Below are 23337 nucleotides of genomic sequence, written 5' to 3'. Positions count from 1 at the left end.
GACGCGCTCAGGCGCGGCGCCGGTCCACCGTGCGCAGCACGAGCTTCCCGAGCTCGACGAGGACGAGGAAGGCGAGCGCGACGAGCGCGCACACGCCCCACTGGCCGCCGTCGAGGTCGACGGTGCCGAAGATCCGCTGCAGCCCGTCGAGCGTCGTGACGAGGAACGTGAGCCCGAGCGACGCGAGTAGGAGCACGACGAAGCGGTCGTTCGCGAGCGTCTCGGACGACAGGATGCTCGCCCGCGGGTCGCGCCACTCGAGCGCGGCGACGACGTGCAGGAGCGACATCGCGGTGAGGCCCATCGTCGTCGCGACCGCGAGGTCGGCGTCGGCCTCGCCCCACGCGACGGCGACGAGCGTGCCGACGGCGATGAGCACGCCCCCGACGGCGAGCCGCACGCCGAGCGCGCGCCCGATGACCGGCTCGGTGGGCGGGCGGGGCCGACGCCGCATGAGGCCGGGCGTCGCGGCGTCGAAGCCGAGGCCGACGGCGAGCAGCACGTCGATCGCGAAGTTGACCCACAGGATCTGCAGCGGCGTGAGCGGGGTGCCCCCGGCCACGGTGAAGATGCCCGCGCCGACGAACGTGAGGATGAACCCGACGAGGACGACCATCTGGAAGCGGATGTACTTCATGAGGTTGTCGTAGAGGCCGCGGCCGCCCTCGACCGCCGCCACGATCGTGGCGAAGTTGTCGTCGGTGAGGATCATCTCGGCGGCGTCCTTCGTCACCTCGGTGCCCGTGATCCCCATCGCGACGCCGATGTCCGCGCGCGTCAGGGCAGGGGCGTCGTTGACGCCGTCGCCCGTCATCGCGACCACGTCGCCCTTGCGCTTGAGCACGTCGACGAGCCGCACCTTGTCCTCCGGCGCCACGCGTGCGACCACGCCGATCTCGCCGACCTCCGCCTCGAGCTGCGCGTCGGACATCGCGGCGAACTCGGCGCCCGTGAGCGCGCGCCCCTCGATCCCGAGCTGCCCGGCGATCGCGGCGGCCGTGGTGACGTGGTCGCCCGTGATCATCCGTACCCGGATGCCGGCGTCGCGGCACTCGGCGATGGCGTCGCGCGCCTCGCGGCGCGGAGGGTCCACGATCCCGACGAGCGCGAGGAGCTCGAGGTCGCGCACCGCGTCGAGCAGGTCACCCGTGAGCTCGTCGCGCGCGACGGTGCGCCGCGCGACGGCCAGCACGCGCATGCCCTCGCCCGCGAGCGCGTCGTTCTCCGCGAGGACGCGCGCGCGGCCCTGGTCGTCGAGGGGCGCCGACCCGCCGTCGGCCGTGAGGTACCGGGCCGAGCGGGCGAGCAGCACGTCCGGGGCGCCCTTGACGAAGCACACGAGCTCGCCGTCGATCTCGTGGAACGTCGCCATGAGCTTGTACGCGGCGTCGAACGGGACCTCCGCGACGCGCGGGTGCTCGGCGCGCGTCTCCTCGACGTCGAGCCCGGCCTTGGCCGCGAGCACGACGACCGCGCCCTCCGTGGGGTCGCCGATGCACTCGCCGTCGCGCACGACGGCGTCGCTCGCGAGCGCCAGGGGAAGCGCGACCGGTTCGAGCGGGACGTCGGTCGACCCGGCCGCCGCGAGGATGCGGCCGGTCGTGGAGTAGCCCTCGCCGTCGACGGAGAACCGGCGCCCGGCGAGCACGAGCCGGCGCGCGGTCATCTGGTTGAGCGTGAGCGTCCCGGTCTTGTCGGAGCAGATCGCCGACGTCGACCCGAGCGTCTCGACGGACTTGAGGCGCTTGACGATCGCGCCCTCCTCGGCGAGCCGGCGCGTGCCGAGCGACAGGAGCATCGTCACGACGGCGGGCAGCCCTGTCGGGATCGCGGCGATCGCCAGGCTGATCCCGACCACGAAGAGGCTGTCGAAGTCCTCGCCGCGCACGAGCCCCAGCACGACGACCACGACGAGGGCGACCGCCGCCATGACCGTGATGATCACCGTGATGCGGTCGAGCTGGCGCGTGAGCGGGGTCTTGTCCTGCTCGACCCCGCTGAGCATCCCGGAGATGCGGCCCACCTCGGTCGTCATGCCCGTGGCGGTCACGACCATCTCGCCGCGGCCGCGCGTGACCTGGGAGTTCATGTACGCCATGTCGGTGCGGTCGCCGAGGGGGGCGTCGTCGGCCGTGACCGCCGCGACGCCCTTCGCGACGGGCGTGCTCTCGCCCGTGAGCCCGGCCTCCTCGATCTCGAGCGAGGCGGCGACGAGCAGCCGCCCGTCCGCGGGGATCTTGCCGCCCGCCTCGAACCCGACGACGTCGCCCGGCACGAGCTCCTCGGCGGGAACCTGCTCCTGGCGCCCGTCGCGGCGCACGGTGGCCGTCATGACGAGCATCTGCTGGAGCGCGGCGACGCTCTGGGCCGCCTTGCCCTCCTGGTGCAGGCCCATGAGCGCGTTGAGGACGGTGAGGGCGAGCACGACGACGCCGGTCGTCACGTCCCCGAGCGCGATGATGCTCACGACGGCCGCGCCGACGAGGACGAGCTGCATGAGGTCGCGGTACTGGCGCAGGAACGCCTGCCACGGCCGTTCCTTGCGCTCCTGCGCGAGCGCGTTCGGCCCGTAGCGCGCGCGCCGCTCGGCGACCTGCGCGGACGTCAGCCCGACGGCCGGGTCGACGTCGAGCGCCGCGCACACCGCCTCGGGCGGTGCCGTGTGCCAGGGGCCCGTGGGGGCCGGTGCCTGCTGTCGGGGGATCGGTGCAGCCGTCATCCTCGGCTCCTCTCGGGCGCTCGTCCCACCGTCGCAGCGGGCTCGGGCGGGGTCCTCACCCGGCGGGGGTGAACGCCCCGCGGCGGCGCGGCACCGGTGCGCGACGTGCCGCCGACGCCCGCGCTCGACGCGCGTGCCGCCCGGGCCTCAGCCGCGCGACCCCACGAGCCCGCTCTCGTACGCGACGATCACGGCCTGCACCCGGTCGCGCACGCCCAGCTTGGCCAGCAGGTTGCCGACGTGCGTCTTCACGGTCGTCGCGGACAGTACGAGGCGGTCGGCGATCTCGGCGTTCGACATACCCTCGGCCACGCACCGCAGGACGTCGAGCTCGCGCGGCGTGAGGGAGCGCAGCCGGGGGTCGAGGCCGTCGTCGACGGCCGGCTGCTCGCCCGCGGGCAGGTGCGGCGCGAAGAGGTCGAGCATGCGGCGCAGCACGCGGGGCGCGACGACCGAGCTCCCTGCCGCGACGGTGCGGATCGCCTCGACGAGCTCGTGCGGGCGCGCGTTCTTCAGCAGGAACCCGCTCGCCCCGGCGCGCAGCGCCGCGAACGCGTACTCGTCCACGTCGAACGTCGTGAGCACGAGCACGCGCGTCCCGGGGTGCTCGGCGACGACGCGCCGGGTCGCCTCGATGCCGTCCATGCCGGGCATCCGGACGTCCATGACGACGACGTCGGGGGCGAGGGCCGCGACCTGGTCGAGCGCGACGCGCCCGTCGGAGGCCTCGCCCACCACCTCGAGGTCGGGCTCGGACTCGATGACGAGCCGGAAGCCCATCCGCAGCAGCGCCTGGTCGTCGACGAGCAGCACGGTCGTCACGGTCGTCCTCCCTCGTCGTCGTGCACGTCACGGTGCGGGTGCTCCTGGGCGGGGGCGCTCCGGGCTCCGCCCTCGGCCGGGTCGCAGGGCAGGACGACGTGCACCGCCCAGCCGCCGCCCGGCCGCGGGCCGGCCTCGACGCTGCCGCCGAGCAGCGCGGCGCGCTCGCGCATGCCCACGATGCCGCGCCCGCTCCCGCCCTCGGTCCCCGGGCGCGTGCCGCCGTCGTCGCGGACGTCGATCTCGACCGCGTGCGCGGTGCGCCGCACCACGACCTCGGCCGCGGGCGTCCCGGGCGCGTGCCGCAGCACGTTGGTCAGGGCCTCCTGCACGATGCGCACGGCCCCGAGCCGCAGCGACGTGTCCGCAGGCAGCGCGACGTCGAGGCCGCTCGCGGCGACGGGCACGCCCGCCGCGCGGAACCGTGCGACGACGGCCGCGAGGTCCGTCCCGGTCGGCTCGACCGGGGTGCCCGCCCCGTCGCTGCCCTCCTCGGGGTCGAGCGCGCCGAGGACGCGCTGCATGTCGGCCAGCGCGTCCCGTCCCGTGCGGGAGAGCTCGTGCAGGGCCTCGCGCGAGCGGTCCGGCGCCCGGTCGAGCGCCGCGCCCGCGCCGTCGGACAGCGCGACCATCACGGACACGCTGTGCGCGACGACGTCGTGCATCTCGCGCGCGATCCGCGCCCGCTCGGCGGCCCGGGCGAGCGCCGCGCTCTGGTCGCGGTCGCGCGCCAGGGCGCGGTAGCGCGCGACGAGGTCCTCGTCGTGCAGCCGGCGCGCCCGCACCCCCGAGCCGGTGGCCATCCCCAGCAGCAGGAGCGCGACGAGGAGGAAGACCGACGCGGAGCGCCTGCCGGGGGAGAAGGGCGGTTGCGCGAGGTCGCGCACCGGGTCGCCGTCCGGCAGGACGATGGGGTCGCTCCACAGGAGCATCTCGGCGACCCCGATGTCCTGGCTCCACCACAGCGCGGCCACGACGACGCACAGCACCGCACCGCACACGACCCATGCCGTGCGGGGCGGGCGCTCGGCGGCGACGGCGTGCACCGCGCACGCGAGGCACACGCCGAGCACGCCGAGCACCCCCGCCGTCGCGAGCGACACGACGGCCAGGACGGTGAGGATCGCCGTGACGGTCAGCGGGCGCGACCGCCGGAGCAGGAGCAGCGCCGCCCCGAGGGCGGCGCCGACGAGCCAGGCCGTGACGACCACCTGCGCCACGGGCGCGTCGGCGTGGAACAGCCCCAGCCCGGTGGAGCCCTCGACGGTCATGAGCGCGACCGCCGCGGTGACGAGCCCGAGCAGCGCGACCGCGCCCGCGAGCGCGAGGTCGGTCGCCCAGGGGTGCCGCGCGAGCACGCGGCCGACGGCGCCGCGCCGCCGGACGTCGGGCTCCGCGCGCGGTCCGCCGTCGTGCGCCCCGGGCGCGGAGGGGAGGGCGAGGGGCGACGAGGGCACGGGCCTACTCTCCCATCGGCCGTCGCGCGGCGCGTCAGACGACGTCATGGCGCCGCAGCCGGTACGCCGCCGCCGCGAGCAGCGCGGCGACCCACGCCGCGAGGACGAGACCCCCGCCCCACGTGCCGAGGTGCGGGCCCAGGGTCGTCGCGTCGAGCGCGGCGAGCCGGGCGTCGTCCTGCAGCAGGCGCGCCCCTGCCCCGGGCAGGAGCGCGCCTGCCGTGTCCGCGACCCGGCCCGGGTTCGTCGCGAGCACGTGGTCGAGCACGACGAGCAGCACGACCCCACCCACGAGCGCCCCGTCCGGTCGCCGCACGAGCGACCCCAGGCCCAGGCCCACGAGGGCGACCCCGGTCAGGTAGAGCACGAAGCCTGCGAGGACGCGCAGCGTCTCCCGGTCCGCGAGGTCGAGCACGAGCGCGGCGTCGGCGCGCTGCCCGGCTGTCGCGGCGAGCGCCGCGCCCAGCGCGAGGACCGCGACGGCGAGCGCGGCCGCCGCCGTCACGAGCGCCTGCGCCGCGAGCACGGGCAGGCGGCGAGGGACCGCGACGAACGTCACGCGCGCGGTGCCGGTCCGGAACTCCCCGGCGCCGACGCCCGCGCCGAGCACGAGGAAGCCGAGCTGGGCGAGCACGAACCCCGCGACGGCGAGCGGTGCGCCCGACGACCCGGCGTCGGGCCGGGCGAACGCGCCCAGCGCCCACGCCGTCCCCGCCGCCGCGGCGACGGTCGCGAGCGCGAGCCAGGCCGTCGAGCGCAGGCTCGTCAGCTTGTCCCGCTCCGCCGCGAGCACCCGGAGCAGGGTCACCTGCGGACGGTCCGGCGCGCGCGCGGTGCGGGTCGGCGCGGGGTCCGACGGGGGGATCGTCGCCGCCACGTCAGACCACGTCCCGCGTGCGCAGGCGGACGGCGGCCAGCGCGAGCGGCACGACGACCCACGCCGCCAGGACGAGCCCGCCGCCGACGGCGCCCAGGTCGGGCGCGCCCTCGACGGCACCCTCGCCCGTAAGCAGCGACGCCGCCCCGGTGGGCAGGAACGTGACCACCGTGTTCACCGCGGCCTGCGCGGACGAGACCCCCGCGGGCGCGGCGAGCGGGTCGCCCGACAGATCGGCCGCGAGGACGAGCGCGACGGGCAGGACGAGCACGACGAGCACCGCGGCGGTGACGGCGGGCACGGGTCGCCGCACCAGCGCGCCGATCGCGAGGCCGAGCAGGGCCATGCCGGCGAGCAGGAGCGTCATGCCGACGAGCACCTGCGGCGTGCCGTCGCCGCCGAGGTCGAGGGCGAGGTCGCGCGAGCGCGCCGACGGCAGCAGCGCGAGCACCGCCGCCGCGACCGCCATCACCGCGGTGAGCAGCGCGAACGCGGCGGTCGCCGCCGTCTGCCCCACGAGCACGGGCCAGCGCCGCGGCTCCGCGACGAACGTCGTGCGGAACGTGCCGGTGCTGTACTCGCCCGTCCCGACGAGGACGCCCAGGACGAGCGGCGGCACCTGGGCCAGCAGCAGGCCCGACGTGAGGGAGCCGAGCGGGTCGAACCCCGGGTCCACGGACGACGCCTGCGCCGAGAGGTACGTCAGCACCGCCGAGACGGCGACGGTGAGCGTGGCCGCCCACCACGACGAGCGCAGGCTCGTCAGCCTCGTCCACTCCGCGGCGACGGCGCGGGGGAGCGTGGGGCCACCGGCGATCGCGGGCCGGGGTCCTGCCGGGTGCGCACGCCGCGACGACGCGGTCGGTGCGGTCCGGGCGGTAGGTGCGGTCATCGGGCACCTCCGGCCGACGCCAGGCCGGTCTCGCCCGCGGCACGGCCGCGGTACTGGACGGCGTCGGCGGTGAGCCGCAGGTACGCGTCCTCGAGCGAGCCCGCCTCGCCCGCGAGCTCCGACACCGGCGCGTCGGCGAGCAGCCGGCCCTGGCCGATGACGACGACGCGGTCGGCGCACAGCGCGAGCTCGTGCATGAGGTGGGACGACAGCAGCACCGTGCGTCCCTCGGCCGCGAGGCCGCGCACGAGACCGCGCACCCACAGCACGCCGTCGGGGTCCAGGCCGTTGACGGGCTCGTCGAGGATGAGCGTCCCCGGGTCGCCGAGGAGCGCGCCCGCGATGCCGAGACGCTGGCCCATCCCGAGCGAGAACGTGCCCGCACGCCGCCCCGCGACGCTCTCGAGGCCCGTCATCCCGATCACCTCGTCCACGCGTGCCCGCCCGATTCCGTGCGTGCGGGCGAGCGCCGTCAGGTGGCGGAACGCCGTGCGACCGGGGTGCACGGAGCGGGCGTCGAGCATGACCCCGACGGCGCGCAGCGGCGCCGGCAGGTCCGCGTACCGCCGGCCGTCGACGGTCGCCGCGCCCGAGGTCTGCCGCTCCAGCCCGACGACGACGCGCATCGTCGTCGACTTCCCGGCGCCGTTCGGGCCGAGGAAGCCCGTTACGGTCCCGGGCCGCGCCGTGAACGTCAGCCCGTCCACCGCCGTCGTGGGTCCGTAGCGCTTCGTCAGCGCCTCCACCTGGATCATCGGTCCTCCCGTCGTCCGCGGGCCCGGTTGTCGAGCACCGCCGCCGTCGACGCTACGGACGCCCGCGGGGCCCCGGCTCGGGCGGTCGGCGGAGATCCGCGACCCTCCCGCCTCCTCCTCGGGGAGGAGGAGGTCGTGCCCAGGTGGGACGGGGTGGCCGGGCGGGACGGGGCGCGGCCCCTGCGGGGACGACGACGGTCAGGCGGTGGCGGTCCTCGCGGCCAACAGGACGCCCGCGTCCCATCCCGGTGCGCGCCCACCGCCCGGGGGGACGTGGTCGGTCGCGAGCCCTGCCTGGGCGAGGGACCACGCGACGAGCGAGTTCGAGTTCTACATCTCGCCCCCGCCGGGCGGCCGCCGACCCCACGTGAGCGGCGGGACGCCACGCACGGCCCGCAGGATCCGCGCGACCGCGGCGGCGTCGCGCGTGACGAGGACGGGTGGCCCGACGGCGTGCTCCCGGTCGGGGATCGCGCCGTGCGCCCAGCAGCGCACCTCGTACCGGAACCAGCGGGAGCGGCCCAGCGGCCGCAGACCCACGGGGCCGGTCACGACGACGCCACGGTCGCACGGCGGGCCGCCCCACGCAGGGGTCATCTCGACGACGTACGGCAACCCGTCGCACCGCAGCCCCAGCGCCGCGTGGAACAGCCGGCGGGGGCGCCGCCGCGCGAGCAGCGCGGCGGCGCGCTCCCACGCGGCGCTCGTGCGGCGGACGACGTGGCCCCCGCCCCGACGGGCAGCCAGAGGAGCTCCGCCCGGTCGTCGCCGGGGGTGGGCGCGGTCACGCCCCGACGCTACGGCACGCGAACCCGGACGGGAGCGGTAGGCTCGGGGCCATGCTTCCGGCGTGAGAGCGCCGGCGGGATCCGAATGAGACAGCGGATCGAGAGGCCCCGTCGCTCCACACGACGGGGCCTCTCGCTGTCCCGGCGCGTCCTGCCGCCCGGCCGGGCGCCGTGCCTCAGCGGATGGGGGAGGGTCCGGCGTCCGCGAGCGGCAGGAACGGGTCGAAGATCGCGGCGACCGCTGCCGCGGCCCCGGCGGCGTCCTGCCGTGCGACGGCCTCGACCAGCTCGTGGTGGTGACGGTGCGCCGCCTCGTCGTCCGCGTTCTCCTCGTCGCGCATGTGCACGGTGAAGACGTCGAGCATGCTCGAGTAGAGCGTGACGTAGAGCGGGTTGTGCGTCGCGGCGACGATCGCGCGGTGCAGGTCGAGGTCGGCGCGCGCGCGGGCGTCGCGGTCGTCGGCCCCCCAGGCCGCCTCCCGCCGGTCGCGGAGCTCGCGCAGGTGCTCGACGTCGTCGTCCGAGCGGCTCGCCGCGGCGAGCGAGGCGGCGGTGCTGTCGAGGGCGAGGCGGAGCTCGAGGTAGTGGCGGCGGCTGCCGCCCGCGAGCTGGCGCTCCAGGGTGCCGTTCAGCTCGGAGCTCGAGATGACGAACGTGCCGCGGCCCTGCTCGCGGCGCAGCAGCCCGGCGTGCACGAGCGACTGCAGCGCCTCGCGCACCGTGTTGCGCCCGACGCCGAACTCCGCCACGAGCGCGGCCTCCGTGGGGATCCGTTCGCCGACCGCCCAGCGACCCGAGACGATCTCGTCCCGGAAGCGCGCCGCGGCCTGGTCGATGAGGCCTACTCGACGCATCGGTCCGCCTGTGCCAGACTGCTCCAGATTCATCCCATGATCCCATCATCCGCCGACCTCAGTGTGGAGTGTAGCGTGACGACCCTCTCTCCCTCCCGACCCCGCGTGCGCCCCGGACGCCTCACGCTCTGGGCGGGTCTCGCCGTCGCGCTGACGGCCCTCAACCTCCGGACGGCGGTGACCGGGTTCACCCCGCTGCTGGAGACGGTGGGCACCGACCTCGGGTTCGGGGTCGCCGTCGCGGGCCTGCTCGGCACGGTCCCCGCGGCGTCGTTCGCCGTGTTCGGCTTCCTCGCGCCCGCGGTCACGCGGCGGTTCGGGCTCGAGCGCACGGCCACCGTGGCGCTGGGCCTCACCGCGCTGTCCCTCGTGCTGCGCGCGGCCTCCCCGACGACGACCGTGCTCGTCCTGTCGACGGTGCTCGCGCTCGCGGGCATCGGGGCGGCCAACGTCGTCATCGTGCCGCTGGTGAAGGCCTGGTTCTCCGACCGGCTCGCGCTGTGGACCTCGCTCTACCTCCTCCTCCTGCAGACGGGGCAGTTCGCCGCCCCGCTGCTCGCGGTGCCGGTCGCCGAGGCGAGCAGCTGGCGCCTGTCCGTGGGGCTCTGGGCCGGTCCGGCCGCCGTGGCCGCCGTCGTCTGGCTGCTGCTCGCGCTCCGGCTGCCCGCCGCCCATCACGCGCCCGCACCCGTCGCGGCGGCCGGTGCGCGCCTCCGGGTGGGCCGGTCGTCCACCGCGTGGGGCCTCGTCGGCCTCTTCGCCATGATGTCGCTGTCGAACTACGCGATCATCACGTGGGTGCCGGCGGTCCTCACCGACGCCGGGGGCAGCGCCGCGCTCGGCGGTTCCATGGTCGCGCTGTACTCGGCGTGGGGCGTGCTCGCGGCGCTGGTGGTGCCCCAGGTCGCCACCCGGATGACGAACCCGTTCGTCGTCGTGGTCGCGTGCTCGGTGGTGCTCGTCGCCGGGTACCTGGGCCTCCTGCTCTCCCCGCTCGACGGCACGGCGGTGTGGGTGTGCGCGCTCGGCATCGGGGTGAGCACCTTCCCCCTGTGCATGACGCTCATCAACCGGCGCACGCGGACGGCCCAGGCGGCGTCGGCCGTGTCCGGCTTCGTCCAGGGCATCGGGTACGGGCTCGCCTGCTTCGGGCCCCTCGGGCTCGGCCTGCTGCGCGAGGCGACCGGCTCGTGGACCGTCCCGCTCGTCGTGCTCGCCGCGACCGCCGTCCCCGGGGTCGTGGCGGGCTGGTTCGCCTGCCGACCTCGCTACGTCGACGACGCCGTCGTCATCGCCGACCGTCCGACGGACGACGTGGAGGACCGCGCGGCCGGCGGGTGACGCCGCACGCGGGCTCGCGGCGGCGCCCGGCCGCCGCGCCGCGGCAGGTCCCGGCCCGTACGGTCGGACGATGACCGACCCGCGCGACCGGCCGTACGTGGCCGGCCTGCTCGTCCTGACCGTGGCGACGGGCGTCGTCGACGCGGTGAGCTACCTCGCGCTCGACCAGGTGTTCACCGGCAACATGACGGGCAACGTGCTCTTCGTCGGGTTCGCCGCCGCCGGTGCGGGCGGGATCCCGCTGCTCAACAACGTCGTCGCGCTCGTCGCCTTCGTCCTCGGCGCCGCCCTGTGCGGGGTGCTGCTCCGCGGGCGCGCCGACGACGCGCGGATGCCGCGGCGCGCGCTCGGCGTGCTCGCCGGGGGAGCGGTGCTCGTGGTCGCGGGCGGCGCGCTGTGGCTCGCCGTCGGGCGCCTGCCCACGCCCGGGGTCCTGGCCCTCACCGCCGCCCTCGCGCTCGTGATGGGCGCCCAGGCGGTCGCCGCGCGGGGTGCCCACGTCCAGGACGTCTCGACCGTCGTCGTCACCACGACGCTCGTGAACCTCGCCCTCAGCAGCCCGCTCGCGGGCGGTTCCGGAGAGGGCGCGGCCCGCCGCGCGGGGGCCGTGCTCGCGATGGGCACGGGCGCGGCCGTCGGCGCCGTCGTCGTGCGGTCGTGGTCCGGTGCGGCCGGCCTGCTGCTGGCGGGCCTCCTCGTCGCGGTGGGCACGACGACGCTCGCCCTGGCCCGCCGCCACGACGCCGCGGCGCCGCGCTGACGCGCCCGACGGGCTCGCCAGGCGCGTCAGCCGCGCTCCGGCTGCCAGCCCGCGGTCCCGCGGCTAGCCTCGCGGGACGGCACCCTCGGAGGGAGAGCGGGATGAGCCAAGGACGAGTGGTCGTGGTCACCGGCGCGGCGCGCGGGATCGGGCGCGCGACGGCGGTCGCGTTCGCGCGGGCGGGCTACCGGGTCGCCGGCCTCGACATCGCGGCCGTCGCGAGCCGCGCGCTCGAGTACGAGCCCGCGAGCCCGGCCGACCTCGCGCGGACTGGCGAGCTCGTGGAGGAGGCCGGGGCGTCGTGGCTGCCGCTGGTCGCCGACCAGCGCGACCTCGCTGCCGTGCGCGCGGCGCTCGGGGAGGTCGTCGAGCGGTTCGGCGGCCTCGACGTCGTGTTCGCCAACGCCGGGATCCAAGGCTTCGCCTCGGTCCTCGACATGAGCGACGAGCTCTGGCACGACACGATCGACGTCAACCTCACCGGCACCGCGAACGTGCTGCGCGCCGCGGCACCGCTCCTCGTCGAGCGCGGCGGCGGGCGGATCATCCTCACCTCGTCGACCCAGGGTCAGCACGGCACCCTCGAGGGCAGCGCGTACTCGGCCTCCAAGTGGGGGCTCATCGGGTTCATGAAGTCCGCGGCGCTCGACCTCGGCCCCCACGGCATCACCGTCAACGCCGTGATCCCGGCCTGATCGACACCGCCCTGACGCGCCACGAGGAGCGGTACGCCCAGGCCCTGGAGTCGTCGGGGAATGCGCCCACCGGCGACGTCGCCCGCGACGAGCAGGCGGCCGCCGCCGGGCTGGCGAGCAAGCTCCCCCTCGGGGTGCCGTGGCTCGCGCCGGACGACGTCGCTCCGGCCGTCGTCTTCCTCGCCTCGCCGGAGGCGTCCATGATCAGCGGCACGAGCCTCGCGGTCACCGGCGGCGACAGCGCCAACGTCACGGCGTGAGCCGACGCGCGGGGCGCGGCCCCTCCGGTGCTCAGGCACCTCAGGGCCGGAGCACCCGGGCCTGAGGAGGTGCGGCGCGCGCTGAGGCCCCGGGGCGGGTCGGGGCGGCGCGTTCGACCGATCCGGGACGGGGCGCCTCAGGACGAGCGTGAGCACCATGCCCGCCATCGACCCGCAGCTGCCCGTCCTCGTCCGCACGGCCCGTCTCGTCGGCACCTCGGTGCTGAGCATCGGCGCGGCGGTCGCCCTCGTCGCGTGCGCGGCAGCCACCGACCCCATCGACCCGTCCGTCGCCGACCGCACGTATCTCGGGCTGCCCGCCGAGGGCGGCGAGGTGCACCCGTGGTCCGACGCCGAGACCCCGGCCGTCGGCTACGCGCGCGGCGGCGAGCCGCAGACCGTGAACGTCGTGACGTTCGGGTCGAGCTCGTGCCCGCTCGTCCCGGTCGACTACACGTGGGACGCCGAGGGGCGCTGGCTGAGCTTCCGCCTCGGTCGCCGGGCGGGCACCGACGAGCGCCCCTGCACGCTCGACACCGCGCCGTCGACGAGCGTCGTCGTCGTGCCCGGCCTGCCCGCGGACGAGTCCGTGACGATCCTCACCTCGGGCGACGACGTCGTCCTCCCGCCGGGGCGCTGACACCACGTGCGCGCCGGGGGACTGGTGCGTGCCCGGGGACGACGAAGGCCCCTGGTCTGCGTCTCCGCAGGCCAGGGGCCTCGATCATGGTGTCCGGAGGGGGACTTGAACCCCCACGCCCGATAAAGGGCACTAGCACCTCAAGCTAGCGCGTCTGCCATTCCGCCACCCGGACGAGTGGACCTTCCCGGCGTTTCCGCCGTTCGGGTGCGGGGAAAAACATAGCACGGTTCGGGGGTGGTCCTCACATCGCCCTCACGGCCCGGACCAGGGCCGCGACCTCGACCGCGACCTCGACGTGCCCTCGGCCGAGGCCGTGCGCGGCGCCCGGCGTGCGGGGACGACCTGGGGCAGACTGGGCGGATGGTGGCCACGACGCGACGGAGGCACGCGTGACGGACGAGCAGCGACCCGCAGCAGGCCCGGCACCGACACCTCGGCCGGGCTCCGGCTCCGACCGCTCGGCGGCGTCGGTCAAGCACCTCGCCGGGGCGTCGAGCGCGGCGCGCAAGGTCGCCGGGGCGCGTCGCAACCCGTCGGTGGTGGGGTACGACGAGACGGTCCCCGCCTGGCTGCGCACGACGGCCGGCTGGTCGTGGCGCCTGCTCATGATCGTCGCGGCCGTCGCGCTCGTCTTCTTCGCGACCGCGCAGGTGCAGCTCGTGTTCGTGGCGGTCTTCCTCGCGCTCGTCATCACGTCCGTCCTGCGGCCGGTGACCGACTTCTACAGCAGGATCATGCCGCGCGGCCTGGCCACGGGGCTCGCGATCCTCACGGCCCTGCTCTTCTTCGCGGGCCTGCTGACGTACGTCATCACGTCGGTCGCGGGCCAGTGGCAGAGCCTCGCGGAGCAGTTCGACCAGGGCATCGAGCAGATCTTCGACTTCCTCGAGAACGGCCCGCTGCCGGTCACGATCACCGCGGACGACGTCAACGGCTGGATCGACAACGGGCGCCAGTGGCTCACGGAGCACGGCGGCGACATCGCGAGCCAGGCCGCGGCGAGCGCGGGCTCGGTCTTCGAGGCGTTCGCGGCGATCGCGCTCGCGATCTTCTGCACGGTGTTCTTCCTCGCCCGCGGCAAGGACATGTGGACGTGGTTCCTCAACCAGCTCCCGTCGCGCTCGCGCGACAGCTGGAAGATCGCGGGCGGCGCCGGCTGGTACACCTTCTCCGGCTACGCGCGCGGCACGGTGATCATCGCGCTCGTCGACGGCATCCTCGCGGGGATCTTCCTCGCGATCCTCGGCGTCCCGCTCGCGGCCCCGCTCGCCGTCCTCGTGTTCATCGGGGCGTTCATCCCGATCATCGGCGCCCCGCTCGCGATGATCATCGCCGCGATCGTCGCGCTCGCGGCCAAGGGCTTCCTCATCGCGCTGATCGTGACGATCGGCATCGCGCTCATCGGGCAGTTCGAGGGCCACGTGCTGCAGCCGCTCGTCATGGGCAAGCAGGTGTCGCTCCACCCGGTGGTGGTCGCGATCGCGGTAACGGCCGGCACGCTCCTCGCCGGGATCCTCGGCGCGGTCGTGTCGGTGCCGCTCGTCGCGGTCGCGTGGTCGGTGTTCTCGCACCTGCGGCACAAGGACCCACCGATGGAGGACGAGCTCCCGACGGCGAAGGAGATCGCCCTCGGGGACGTCGGCCCGGGCGTCACGCCGCCCGCGGAGGGCGCGACGAGCTGACCTCGCGCCGTCCCTGCCCGGGCGGCCGGGACCGGGATCACCGCGGGACGGCGGAGACCCCCGCGTCGAGCCGGACCGAGACGTGCACGGTGTCCCCGACGTCCTTGCCGGTCGCGGCTCGCACGGACCGCAGCACGGCGAGCAGGTGCGGGCCGCCGTAGGCGACGAGGGACGCGTGGTACGCGACGTCGTCGACCGCCGCGAGCACGGGGACCCGGCCGCGCGTCCCGAACAGGTCGAGGACGTCGACGGGGAGCGTGACGAACGCTCCCGACCGTGTCCCGGCGGCGACCACCACGGCGTCGAACTCCACCGGGCCGGGGTCCGTCCACGTGGGCATGGCGTCGACCGTAGCGGAGAGCGCGGGAGCGGGGAACGGGCCGCCCGGGCGATTTCCGGACGGCCCGGTCAGCCGCGCTCGGACGCGGCCGACCGGTCGTCGGCCCGTGCACGCGCGGCGCCACGACGGACGAGCGTCACCACGACCGCGGCCGCGGCGAGCAGCGCCGGTGCGACGAGCGACGCCCCCGCGAGGAGCAGCAGCACCGCCGTCAGGGCCGTCGCGACAGCGGCGAGCCACCAGCCGGGAGAGCGTCGGGGGAGCAGGCGCAGCGCCGCCACCATGCCCAGCGCGTAGACGGCCACCATGCTGCTCGTGTGGACGCGGACGAACGGCTCGAGGTCGAGCCCCGTGGCGACGAGCACCGCGAGGTAGCCCGCCGCGAGCGCGAGCGTGACGGCCAGCGCGCGGCGCGGGACCCCCGCACGGCCCGAGAGCGCGGCGAGGGGGCGCGGGAGGTCGCCGTCCCGGGCGAGCGCCTGCCCGAGGTTCGCGAACGCGGCGAGGTAGGCGGTGAGCACCCCGGACGTGACGACCGCGGCGACGACGCCCACGAGCACCGGACCCGCGCCGGGCGCGTCCACGCGCGCGAGGTCGAGGAGCGCGACCGTCCCCGTCCCCGCGTCCGTGCCGAGCACCCCGACCGTCGTGACCTGGAGCGCCAGGTACGCGACGCCGACCACGACGAGCGCCACGCCCGTCGCGGCGGGGATCGTGCGCCGCGGGTCGCGGAAGTCGGCCGAGACGTGGGTGCCGACCTCCCACCCCGCGAACGCCCACACGAAGAGGCTCACGGCGGCGCCCACGCCGGACCACCCCTCGCTGAGGAACGGCGTGAAGCGCACGGCGCTCGCCGCCGGCGCCGCCGCGGCGACGACCACGACGACGGCCGCGAGCAGGAGCGTCGTCAGGCCGAGCTGGACGGCGCCCGCCACGCGTACGCCGAGCGCGACGGCGAGCGCCGGCACGACGACGAGCGCGACCGCCACGACCGGGACGACCGCGCGGTCCGCCCCGACGACGGCCACGACGTACTCGGCCCCGAGCACCGCGACGACGGGGACGCCCGCGCACACGCCGAAGGAGAACCAGTACCCGGTGGCGCGGGCCGCCGTCGGGCCGAGCGCCGCACGCACGGCGCTCGCGACCCCGCCCCGGTCGGGGTGCCGTGCGGCGAGCGCGGCGAACGTCCCCGCGAGCGGCACGCTCGCCACGAGGACGAGCGCGACGGCGAGCACGGACGCAGGCCCGGCGACGCGCGTCGCGAGGCCCGGCAGCGCGAGGACGCCGGTCCCGAGGACGCTCGCGACGTACAGCGCGCTGCCGCGCGCGAGGCCCAGCGTGCCCGCCGGGGTCGGGGTCGGGGCCGGGGCTGGGGCTGGGGCGGAGTCGGGCGGGCTGGTGGGCAGATCCCGTCCGGAGGGGGAGGGCGGGCCGCCCGTCGGGGCGGGGTGGGTCGTCGTGCGGGAGGTCGTCGGGTCCACCCGCCCACCCTGGCAACGACGGCGGGGCCGGACGAGTGGCAGTCAGGACACGCAGGCACAAGATCCTGCCACCCTGCGCACGACGGCCGCCTGCGACCACACTGGACCATGAGGATCGGGATACCCACCGAGGTCAAGAACCACGAGGACCGCGTCGCGCTCACCCCCGCCGGCGCGCACCACCTCGTGCGGGCCGGGCACGACGTGCTCGTCCAGTCCGGGGCCGGGACCGGCTCCCACCTGCCCGACGCGGAGTTCGAGAGCGCGGGCGCGCGCATCGTGCCGACCGCCGAGGAGGTCTGGGGCGAGGCAGAGCTCGTCTGCAAGGTCAAGGAGCCGGTCGCGAGCGAGCACCGCTTCCTGCGCGACGACCTCCTGCTCTTCGCCTACCTCCACCTCGCGGCCGACGCGGCGTGCACGCGCGCCCTGCTCGACGCCGGCACCATCGCGGTCGCCTACGAGACCGCCCGGGCCCCGGACGGCACCCTCCCGCTCCTGGCGCCCATGAGCGAGGTCGCCGGACGCATGGCGACCCAGGTCGGCGCGTGGCTCCTCCAGCGCCCGGCAGGCGGCCGCGGCGTCCTGCTCGGCGGCGTGCCCGGGACGCGACCCGGCCGGGTCGTCGTGCTCGGGGGCGGCACCGCGGGGCGCCACGCCGCCGAGATCGCCGTCGGCATGCGCGCCGAGGTCACGGTCGTCGACCTCGCGCTGCCCGTGCTGCGCGCCGTCGACCGGGAGTTCTCCGGGCACGTGCGCACCGTCGTGTCGAGCGCGTACGCGATCGAGCGCGAGGTGCTGGAGGCCGACCTCGTCGTCGGCGCCGTGCTCGTCGCGGGGGCGCGCGCCCCGCGCCTCGTCACCGACGACCTCGTCGCGCGCATGCGGCCCGGCGCCGTGCTCGTGGACGTCGCCGTGGACCAGGGCGGGTGCTTCGAGGGGTCGCGGCCCACGACCCACGACGACCCGACCTTCGCCGTCCACGGCACCACGTTCTACTGCGTCGCGAACATGCCCGGCGCGGTTCCCGTGACGAGCACGCTCGCGCTGACCAGCGCGACGCTCCCGTACCTCGCGGCGCTCGCGGACGGCGGGGTCGACGCGCTGCGGGAGGACCCGCTCCTGCGGTCGGGGGCGTCCACCCACCGCGGCACGCTCCTCAACGCGGCGGTGGCCGCCGCGCACGACCTGCCGTGGACGCCCGTGGAGGACGCCCTGCGCCGGTGACGCACCCGGGTCCGGGACGGTCGAGAGCGGACGTCGCTGCGCGTCCCCGGGCCGGGAATCCGGGTGACGCCGTGCGGCGCGGCGTGCCAGGCTCGGGCGGGTGCACCCCTTCGCCCTCGACGACGGCCACGTCCACCTGTCCACCCCGACCCTCGACGACGTCGACGCGATCACGGCCGCGTGCCAGGACCTGGACGTCGCTGCGTGGACGGTCGTGCCGTCGCCGTACACGCGCGCGGACGCGGTGCAGTTCGTCGAGGAGTACGTCGGTCCCGGGTGGGAGCGCGGGGACGTCCTCACGTGGGGCGTGCGCGAGAGCGCGGGCCGGTCGGGCATCCCCGGCCCCGACGGCGTGGCCCCGCTCCTCGGCATGATCGGCCTCAGCCTCGACGACGCGCCCGAGGGCCGGCGGTCGGCCGAGATCGGCTACTGGACCGCCCCCGGCGCCCGGGGGCGGGGCCTCATGACGGCCGCGGGCCGCCTCGTCGTCGACTGGGCGTTCGACCCCGAGGGGGCGGGTCTCGCGCGGCTCTTCTGGCAGGCGTACGTCGGCAACTGGCCCTCGCGCCGGACCGCGTGGCGCCTCGGGTTCCGGGTCGAGGGCACGGTGCGCGGCTTCGCGCTCCAGCGCGGCGAGCGGCGCGACGCGTGGCTCGGCACGCTCCTGCCCGACGACCCGCGCGAGCCGGCGGAGCCGTGGCCGGCGGACGCGCCGCCGTCGGGCCGCGCGGCCTGACGCCGTACCGCCGCCGTGCTCCCGGGCGGCGGGGTGTCCGTTTCCGTCCCGCCTGCCCGCGGGGTCAAGATGGGCACCATGACCTCCGAGCCCACGACGCCCGCCGACGCGCCCGCGCCCACCACCGCGCCGGCCCTCCTCGACCTCGACCCCGCCAACCCGTTCGCGGCGCCGTCGGTGCTGCCGTACGAGCTGCCCGACTACGACGCGATCCGTGAGGAGCACTACCTCCCGGCGCTGCGGGCCGCGACGGCCGCGCAGCGCGCGGCGATCGAGGCGGTCGCGACCGACGACGCGCCGCCCACCGCCGCGAGCGTGCTCGAGGCGCTCGAGCGGTCGGGCCGCGACCTCGCGCGCGTGCTCAACGCGTTCTACAACCAGCTCTCGGCCGACGCGACGCCGGGCCTGGAGCAGATCGAGGAGGAGTTCGCGCCCGAGCTCGCCGCGCACCACGACGCGATCTACATGGACGCGCGCCTCTACGCCCGCGCCCGCGCGCTCCAGGACGCGGTGGACGCCGGCGAGCAGACCCTCGAGCCCGACGCCGCGTGGCTGCTCCGCACGCTGCTCGTCCGGTTCCGCCGCTCGGGCGTGGAGCTCGACGCGGAGCAGCAGGAGCGCCTGCGCGCGCTCAACGGCCGCCTGACCACGCTCGAGGCCGCGTTCGGCCGCAAGCTGCTCGCGGGCGCGAACGCCGCGAGCGTGCTCGTCACCGACCGGGCGGAGCTCGACGGGCTCGCCGAGGACGCCGTCGCGGGCGCGGCGGCGGCCGCCGCCGCGCGCGGGCACGAGGGCGCGTGGCTGCTGGAGATGCAGCTCCCCACCCAGCAGGGCGTCCTCGCCTCGCTCGCGCGCCGCGACGTGCGCGAGCGCGTGCAGCAGGCGTCGGAGTCACGCGGTGCGAGCGGCGACGACCACGACACGCGCGAGATCGTGCTGGAGACCGTGCGCCTGCGCGCCGAGCGCGCGCGCCTGCTGGGCTACGAGCACCACGCCGCGTACGTCGCCGAGGACGCGACCGCCAAGACGACCGAGGCCGTGAACGCGATGCTCGCGCGGCTCGCCCCTGCCGCCGTCGCGAACGCGCGCCGCGAGGCGGCCGACCTCGAGACGGCGCTGCGGGCCGACGAGCCGGGCGCGACGCTGCGCGCGTCCGACTGGTCGTTCTACGCCGAGCGCGTGCGCAAGGACCGCTACGCGCTCGACGACGCGCTCTTGCGCCCGTACCTCGAGCTCGAGCGCGTCGTGCACGACGGCGTGTTCCTGGCCGCGAACCGCCTGTTCGGCATCTCCTTCGCCGAGCGCCACGACCTCGTCGGGTACCACCCGGACGTGCGCGTCTTCGAGGTTTTCGACGCCGAGACGCCGGGGGAGCCGGGCCAGGGCCTGGGTCTCTTCCTCGCCGACTGGTACACGCGCGAGTCCAAGCGCGGCGGCGCCTGGATGAACAACCTCGTCGACCAGAACCACCTGCTCGGGCAGAAGCCGGTCGTCGTCAACAACCTCAACATCGTCAAGCCGCCGGCCGGCCAGCCCACGCTGCTCGTCTGGGACGAGGTCATCACGCTCTTCCACGAGTTCGGGCACGCGCTGCACGGCCTGTTCTCCGACGTGCGCTACCCGTCGCAGTCCGGCACCGAGGTGCCGCGCGACTTCGTCGAGTACCCCTCGCAGGTCAACGAGATGTGGGCGTGGGAGCCGACGGTCCTGCGCTCCTACGCGGTGCACCACGTCACGGGCGAGCCGATGCCCGCCGAGTGGGTCGACACCATGCTCGCCTCGCGCCAGTTCAACGAGGGCTTCGGCACGACCGAGTACCTCGCCGCTGCGCTGCTCGACCAGGCCTGGCACCAGGTCGGGCCCGACGGCGTCCCCGCGTCGGAGGCCGACGTCGTGCCGTTCGAGGCCGCCGCGCTCGAGGCGGCGGGCGTCGCGTTCGCGCCCGTCCCGCCGCGCTACCGCACGACGTACTACAACCACGTGTTCGGGGGCGGGTACGCGGCCGGGTACTACTCGTACATCTGGTCCGAGGTCCTCGACGCCGACACGGTCGAGTGGTACCGCGAGAACGGCGGCCTGTCGCGCGAGAACGGCGAGCGCTTCCGCCGCGTGCTGCTCGCGCGCGGCGGCTCGCAGGACCCGCTCCAGTCGTTCCGTGAGCTCCGCGGCCGCGACGCCGACATCGCGCCGCTCCTCGCGCGCCGCGGCCTCGACGCCTGAGGTGTGGGCCCCTCCCGTCGCGAGGTAGAGCCGTGGTAGCGCGAGGTAGAGGCCTGGTCATGACCACGCCTCTACCTCGCGGACCTCGGCTCTACCTGGGCGGGGTGCCCGGGCGGACCAGGCCGGTCTCGTAGGCGACGACGACGAGGCCGGCCCGGTCCCGCACCCCCAGCTTGGCGAGGATACGGCCCACGTGCGTGCGGGCCGTCGCCGGGCTCATGAACAGGGCCGCGCCGATCTCGTCGTTCGTCAGGCCGCGGCCGACGTGCGCGAGCACCTCGCGCTCGCGGTCCGTGAGCCGGTCGGCGACCGCGGCGACAAGCGCCTCTTCCCGTCGCCCGGCGTCCACCGCCTGCGCGACCACGCGCGCCGTCACCGCGGGGGAGAGCAGCGCGTCGCCCGCCGCGGCAGTGCGCACCGCGCCGCGCAGCTCGTCCGGGCTCGCGTCCTTGAGCAGGAAGCCCGACGCCCCCGCCCGTAGCGCCGCGAAGAGGTTCGTGTCGTCGTCGAACGTCGTGAGGACCACGACGCGCGGTCCGGCCGCCGCCCCGTCCGCGCCCGTCGCGCCGTCCGGTAGCCCCGAGCCGGGGGCCGCGTCGTCGACAATCTGCCGCGTGGCCGCGATCCCGTCGAGCACGGGCATCTGGAGGTCCATGAGAACGACGTCGGGGCGCACGCGGCGCGCGAGCGCGACACCCTCGCGACCGTCGGCCGCCTCGCCGACGACCTCGACGTCGTCCGCGCGCTCGAGCAGCGCGCGGATGCCCGTCCGCACGAGGGGCTGATCGTCGACCAGCACGACGCGGATCACGGGGCACCCCCGCCTGAGGAGTGCGGGTCCCGCACGGCGGCCGTCCCGCGCACCGCGGCGCCGGGCGTGACCGGCACGCGCGCCCGCAGCCGGAACCCGCCGCCGTCGGGTGCGTCGGTCTCGACCGTGCCGCCCAGGACCGCGACGCGCTCGCGCAGCCCGCGCAGCCCGAGCCCGCCACGGTCCGTGGCGTCACCCGCGCCCCGTGCCCCGGGGCCGTCGTCGCGCACCTCGACCGCGAGCACGTCGCCCGGTGCACCAGGCGCACGCTCCAACGCCACGCGGACGACGGCGGCGTGCGCTCCGGCGTGCCGCAGCACGTTGGTCAGGCCCTCCTGGACGACCCGGTACGCCGCCGCGCCCGCGGCGGTGCCCTCCGCGGTCCCCGAGGGCAGGTCGACGTCGAGGGTGACGTCGAGCCCGGCCGCCCGGGCCGTGAGCGCGAGGTCGTCGAGCCGGTCGATGCGCGCCTGTTCCGCGAGCCCCGCGGGCGCGGCCGTCCCGCGCAGCGCGCGCACCGTGGCGCGCAGGTCCGCCAAGGCGGTCGTCGTGGCCGTCCGGACGAGCTCGAGCTCGGCCCGCGCGGTCGCGAGCGCGTCCGACTGTGCGGCACCGACGGCGTCCACGTCGTCGAGTGCCTCGCGGGCGACGTTCGCGTGCAGCGAGACGACGGCGAGGTGGTGCCCGACGACGTCGTGCAGGTCGCGGGCGACGGCCTCCCGGTCGTGCGCGAGCCGGTCGGCGGCCTCGAGCTGGAGCGTCTGCTCGCGCAGCGCGTCCGCGTGGCGCCGCTGCTCGTCGCGCTGCCGGCGGGTGAACGACCCGTGCCCGAGGGCGATCGCCGCGGCCATGAGCGCCACGGTCGTCGCCAGCTCGTAGCCGATGACGTACCGGACGTCGTCGCCCTCGGCGAGCCGGAAGTACGTCGAGGTGACGACGAGCGCCGCCGCGACCCCGACGGCCCAGCCGAGCCGGCCCGCGACGGCCGCCGAGTACAGGGCGACCGAGACGGGCAGGGCGAGGCCGATCGCGGGCAGGTCCAGCGTGTAGTAGGCGCAGATGACGAGCGCGGTCGCGACGAGGACCCCGACGGGGAAGCGGCGCCGGCCGAGCACGAGCAGCCCCAGCACAAGGGCGATCGGGTACGCGACCCACGGGTCGGCCCGCGTGCCCCCGACGTCGGCGGCGATGGCGAACGCGACGACGTCGAACACCGCGAACCCCAGCAGAACGTCGACGAGCCACGGCGGGGGCGACGAGCGCGACGGCCGGGTCGCGGGAGGCGACCCGGCGGGCCGGTCGTGCGGGAGATCGCGAGACGTCACGACCACCGAGTCTAGGAAGACACACCCTGACGCGCGTCCGTCGTGGGGCGGGTCCAGGTCAGGGGTCGGCTACGTCGAGACGCGTACGCCCGGGGCGCGGGACGACGCATCGCGTCACGCGCCGGGGCGGACGCGGCGCCGCACCGCCGCTCCCTAGCGTCGACGTCATGAACCCGACTCCCGGACCCGCACCCCACCGCCCGGTCCCGCCCGGCCCGCCGCGCCCCACGCTCGGCGAGACGGTCCGCTCGCTGAGCTGGCCGCTCGTCCTCGGGCTCGGCGCGCTCGCGCTCGTCCGACCGCTCCTGAGCGTCACCGGCCTCGACGGCGCGATCGGACGGCCCGCGGCGCCCCTGCTCGCGACCCTCGTGCTCACGATCGTGTGGGTCGGCGCGATCGTCGTCGCCCGCCCGGCGCACCCGCTCGCGACCGGCGTGGCCGTCGGGCTCGCCTACGGTGTCCTCGCGCTGATCCTCAGCGCCCTGCTGTCGCCGATCCTCACCGGCGAGCTCCAGGGCCCCGTCGCGCACCCCGTCGCGATCGTTCCGATGCTGCTCACCAACGCGGCCTGGGGCGCGTTCGCGGGAGCCATGGCGCTCGGTCTCCTCGCGGCCCGACGTCGTTGAGGCCCCACCAGCCGACGTCTCGCCGC

22 protein-coding genes and 1 tRNA gene are annotated in these 23337 nt (G+C 76.2%); 10 read left to right on the top strand and 13 right to left on the bottom strand.

Features of this window, described 5'->3' with window-relative positions; all coding sequences use genetic code 11:
- Positions 1-7 precede the first annotated feature (7 nt).
- From RSE42_RS10530 to RSE42_RS10495, 8 genes are all read right to left on the bottom strand, one after another.
- Complete coding sequence (locus RSE42_RS10530) at positions 8-2719, bottom strand: cation-translocating P-type ATPase (protein WP_415296117.1); 2712 nt, start codon at positions 2717-2719, stop codon at positions 8-10.
- Positions 2720-2866: 147 nt separating this feature from the next.
- Positions 2867-3541: a response regulator transcription factor gene (locus RSE42_RS10525; RefSeq protein WP_061267712.1), complete on the bottom strand. Its 675-nt coding sequence runs from the start codon at positions 3539-3541 to the stop codon at positions 2867-2869.
- On the bottom strand, positions 3538-4998 hold the full coding sequence (locus tag RSE42_RS10520) for a sensor histidine kinase (protein ID WP_415296115.1): 1461 nt from the start codon (positions 4996-4998) through the stop codon (positions 3538-3540). Before RSE42_RS10520 ends, RSE42_RS10525 begins: the two co-directional genes overlap by 4 nt.
- Before the next feature lie 34 nt (positions 4999-5032).
- A complete protein-coding gene (locus RSE42_RS10515; protein ID WP_415296113.1) occupies positions 5033-5806 on the bottom strand; it encodes a hypothetical protein in 774 nt (257 codons plus the stop codon).
- A gap of 70 nt (positions 5807-5876) precedes the next feature.
- Complete coding sequence (locus RSE42_RS10510) at positions 5877-6767, bottom strand: ABC transporter permease subunit (protein WP_171467954.1); 891 nt, start codon at positions 6765-6767, stop codon at positions 5877-5879.
- Entirely contained in the window at positions 6764-7522 is a 759-nt protein-coding gene (locus tag RSE42_RS10505) for an ABC transporter ATP-binding protein (protein WP_415296111.1), read from the bottom strand. Before RSE42_RS10505 ends, RSE42_RS10510 begins: the two co-directional genes overlap by 4 nt.
- 330 nt (positions 7523-7852) lie before the next feature.
- Entirely contained in the window at positions 7853-8119 is a 267-nt protein-coding gene (locus RSE42_RS10500) for a hypothetical protein (protein ID WP_415296109.1), read from the bottom strand.
- A gap of 367 nt (positions 8120-8486) precedes the next feature.
- Entirely contained in the window at positions 8487-9164 is a 678-nt protein-coding gene (locus tag RSE42_RS10495; RefSeq protein ID WP_157446626.1) for a FadR/GntR family transcriptional regulator, read from the bottom strand.
- A 75-nt stretch (positions 9165-9239) separates the two neighbouring features.
- Here RSE42_RS10495 and RSE42_RS10490 point away from each other — a divergent pair, with 75 nt between their 5' ends.
- The 5 genes from RSE42_RS10490 to RSE42_RS10470 all read left to right on the top strand — a co-directional run bounded on the left by RSE42_RS10490 (position 9240) and on the right by RSE42_RS10470 (position 12860).
- Complete coding sequence (locus RSE42_RS10490; protein WP_415296107.1) at positions 9240-10505, top strand: CynX/NimT family MFS transporter; 1266 nt, start codon at positions 9240-9242, stop codon at positions 10503-10505.
- 70 nt (positions 10506-10575) lie between these two features.
- Positions 10576-11265 carry a YoaK family protein gene (locus tag RSE42_RS10485; protein WP_415296105.1) on the top strand — a complete coding sequence of 230 codons (690 nt, stop codon included), beginning with the start codon at positions 10576-10578 and terminating at the stop codon, positions 11263-11265.
- A gap of 101 nt (positions 11266-11366) precedes the next feature.
- Positions 11367-11960 (top strand): SDR family NAD(P)-dependent oxidoreductase, encoded by a 594-nt coding sequence (locus tag RSE42_RS10480; RefSeq protein WP_415296103.1) that lies wholly within the window; start codon positions 11367-11369, stop codon positions 11958-11960.
- 134 nt (positions 11961-12094) lie between these two features.
- A complete protein-coding gene (locus tag RSE42_RS10475) occupies positions 12095-12220 on the top strand; it encodes an SDR family oxidoreductase (RefSeq protein ID WP_415296101.1) in 126 nt (41 codons plus the stop codon).
- Between the two features lie 148 nt (positions 12221-12368).
- Entirely contained in the window at positions 12369-12860 is a 492-nt protein-coding gene (locus RSE42_RS10470; protein ID WP_415296099.1) for a hypothetical protein, read from the top strand.
- 87 nt (positions 12861-12947) lie between these two features.
- On the opposite strand, the gene RSE42_RS10465 is transcribed toward RSE42_RS10470, so the two are convergent.
- Positions 12948-13035 (bottom strand) — tRNA-Leu (locus RSE42_RS10465).
- A 217-nt stretch (positions 13036-13252) separates the two neighbouring features.
- Here RSE42_RS10465 and RSE42_RS10460 point away from each other — a divergent pair.
- Positions 13253-14545 (top strand): AI-2E family transporter, encoded by a 1293-nt coding sequence (locus tag RSE42_RS10460; protein WP_415296098.1) that lies wholly within the window; start codon positions 13253-13255, stop codon positions 14543-14545.
- Between the two features lie 37 nt (positions 14546-14582).
- Here the strand turns inward: RSE42_RS10460 and RSE42_RS10455 are convergent, their stop codons facing one another.
- Together RSE42_RS10455 and RSE42_RS10450 are read right to left on the bottom strand one after the other, a co-directional pair.
- On the bottom strand, positions 14583-14885 hold the full coding sequence (locus RSE42_RS10455; protein ID WP_076404766.1) for a DUF1905 domain-containing protein: 303 nt from the start codon (positions 14883-14885) through the stop codon (positions 14583-14585).
- Between the two features lie 68 nt (positions 14886-14953).
- Positions 14954-16369, bottom strand: coding sequence for an APC family permease (locus RSE42_RS10450; protein WP_415296096.1), 1416 nt, complete (start codon positions 16367-16369; stop codon positions 14954-14956).
- Positions 16370-16477: 108 nt separating this feature from the next.
- Between RSE42_RS10450 and ald the strand changes: the two genes are divergently transcribed.
- The 3 genes from ald (at position 16478) to RSE42_RS10435 (ending at position 20549) form a co-directional block, all read left to right on the top strand.
- Positions 16478-17593 carry an alanine dehydrogenase gene (gene ald, locus RSE42_RS10445; protein WP_415296095.1) on the top strand — a complete coding sequence of 372 codons (1116 nt, stop codon included), beginning with the start codon at positions 16478-16480 and terminating at the stop codon, positions 17591-17593.
- 100 nt (positions 17594-17693) lie between these two features.
- Entirely contained in the window at positions 17694-18329 is a 636-nt protein-coding gene (locus RSE42_RS10440; protein WP_415296094.1) for a GNAT family N-acetyltransferase, read from the top strand.
- A gap of 78 nt (positions 18330-18407) precedes the next feature.
- Complete coding sequence (locus RSE42_RS10435) at positions 18408-20549, top strand: M3 family metallopeptidase (protein ID WP_415296093.1); 2142 nt, start codon at positions 18408-18410, stop codon at positions 20547-20549.
- 91 nt (positions 20550-20640) lie between these two features.
- Here RSE42_RS10435 and RSE42_RS10430 read toward each other — a convergent pair whose 3' ends face one another.
- Together RSE42_RS10430 and RSE42_RS10425 are read right to left on the bottom strand one after the other, a co-directional pair.
- Positions 20641-21360, bottom strand: a complete 720-nt coding sequence (locus RSE42_RS10430; RefSeq protein ID WP_415296091.1) for a response regulator — start codon at positions 21358-21360, stop codon at positions 20641-20643.
- Entirely contained in the window at positions 21357-22685 is a 1329-nt protein-coding gene (locus RSE42_RS10425; RefSeq protein ID WP_415296089.1) for a sensor histidine kinase, read from the bottom strand. Before RSE42_RS10425 ends, RSE42_RS10430 begins: the two co-directional genes overlap by 4 nt.
- Positions 22686-22852: 167 nt before the next feature.
- Between RSE42_RS10425 and RSE42_RS10420 the strand changes: the two genes are divergently transcribed.
- Positions 22853-23311 carry a hypothetical protein gene (locus RSE42_RS10420; RefSeq protein ID WP_415296087.1) on the top strand — a complete coding sequence of 153 codons (459 nt, stop codon included), beginning with the start codon at positions 22853-22855 and terminating at the stop codon, positions 23309-23311.
- Positions 23312-23337 lie beyond the last annotated feature (26 nt).

Origin of the sequence: Cellulosimicrobium sp. SJTW-1 (assembly GCF_047716875.1) — a bacterium.
Lineage (GTDB): Bacteria > Actinomycetota > Actinomycetes > Actinomycetales > Cellulomonadaceae > Cellulosimicrobium > Cellulosimicrobium funkei.
The sequence above is the reverse complement of the archived record's forward strand: the minus strand, read 5'-3'. Positions and strand labels throughout refer to the sequence as shown.

Bases quoted from the DNA above. Each gene is read 5' to 3' on its own strand.
- RSE42_RS10455 (WP_076404766.1), bottom strand. From the start codon at position 14,885: ATGCCCACGTGGACGGACCCCGGCCCGGTGGAGTTCGACGCCGTGGTG.
- RSE42_RS10420 (WP_415296087.1), top strand. From the start codon at position 22,853: ATGAACCCGACTCCCGGACCCGCACCCCACCGCCCGGTCCCGCCCGGC.
- RSE42_RS10510 (WP_171467954.1), bottom strand. From the start codon at position 6,767: ATGACCGCACCTACCGCCCGGACCGCACCGACCGCGTCGTCGCGGCGT.
- RSE42_RS10480 (WP_415296103.1), top strand. From the start codon at position 11,367: ATGAGCCAAGGACGAGTGGTCGTGGTCACCGGCGCGGCGCGCGGGATC.
- ald (WP_415296095.1), top strand. From the start codon at position 16,478: ATGAGGATCGGGATACCCACCGAGGTCAAGAACCACGAGGACCGCGTC.
- RSE42_RS10435 (WP_415296093.1), top strand. From the start codon at position 18,408: ATGACCTCCGAGCCCACGACGCCCGCCGACGCGCCCGCGCCCACCACC.
- RSE42_RS10495 (WP_157446626.1), bottom strand. From the start codon at position 9,164: ATGCGTCGAGTAGGCCTCATCGACCAGGCCGCGGCGCGCTTCCGGGAC.
- RSE42_RS10505 (WP_415296111.1), bottom strand. From the start codon at position 7,522: ATGATCCAGGTGGAGGCGCTGACGAAGCGCTACGGACCCACGACGGCG.
- RSE42_RS10485 (WP_415296105.1), top strand. From the start codon at position 10,576: ATGACCGACCCGCGCGACCGGCCGTACGTGGCCGGCCTGCTCGTCCTG.
- RSE42_RS10530 (WP_415296117.1), bottom strand. From the start codon at position 2,719: ATGACGGCTGCACCGATCCCCCGACAGCAGGCACCGGCCCCCACGGGC.
- RSE42_RS10500 (WP_415296109.1), bottom strand. From the start codon at position 8,119: ATGACCCCTGCGTGGGGCGGCCCGCCGTGCGACCGTGGCGTCGTCGTG.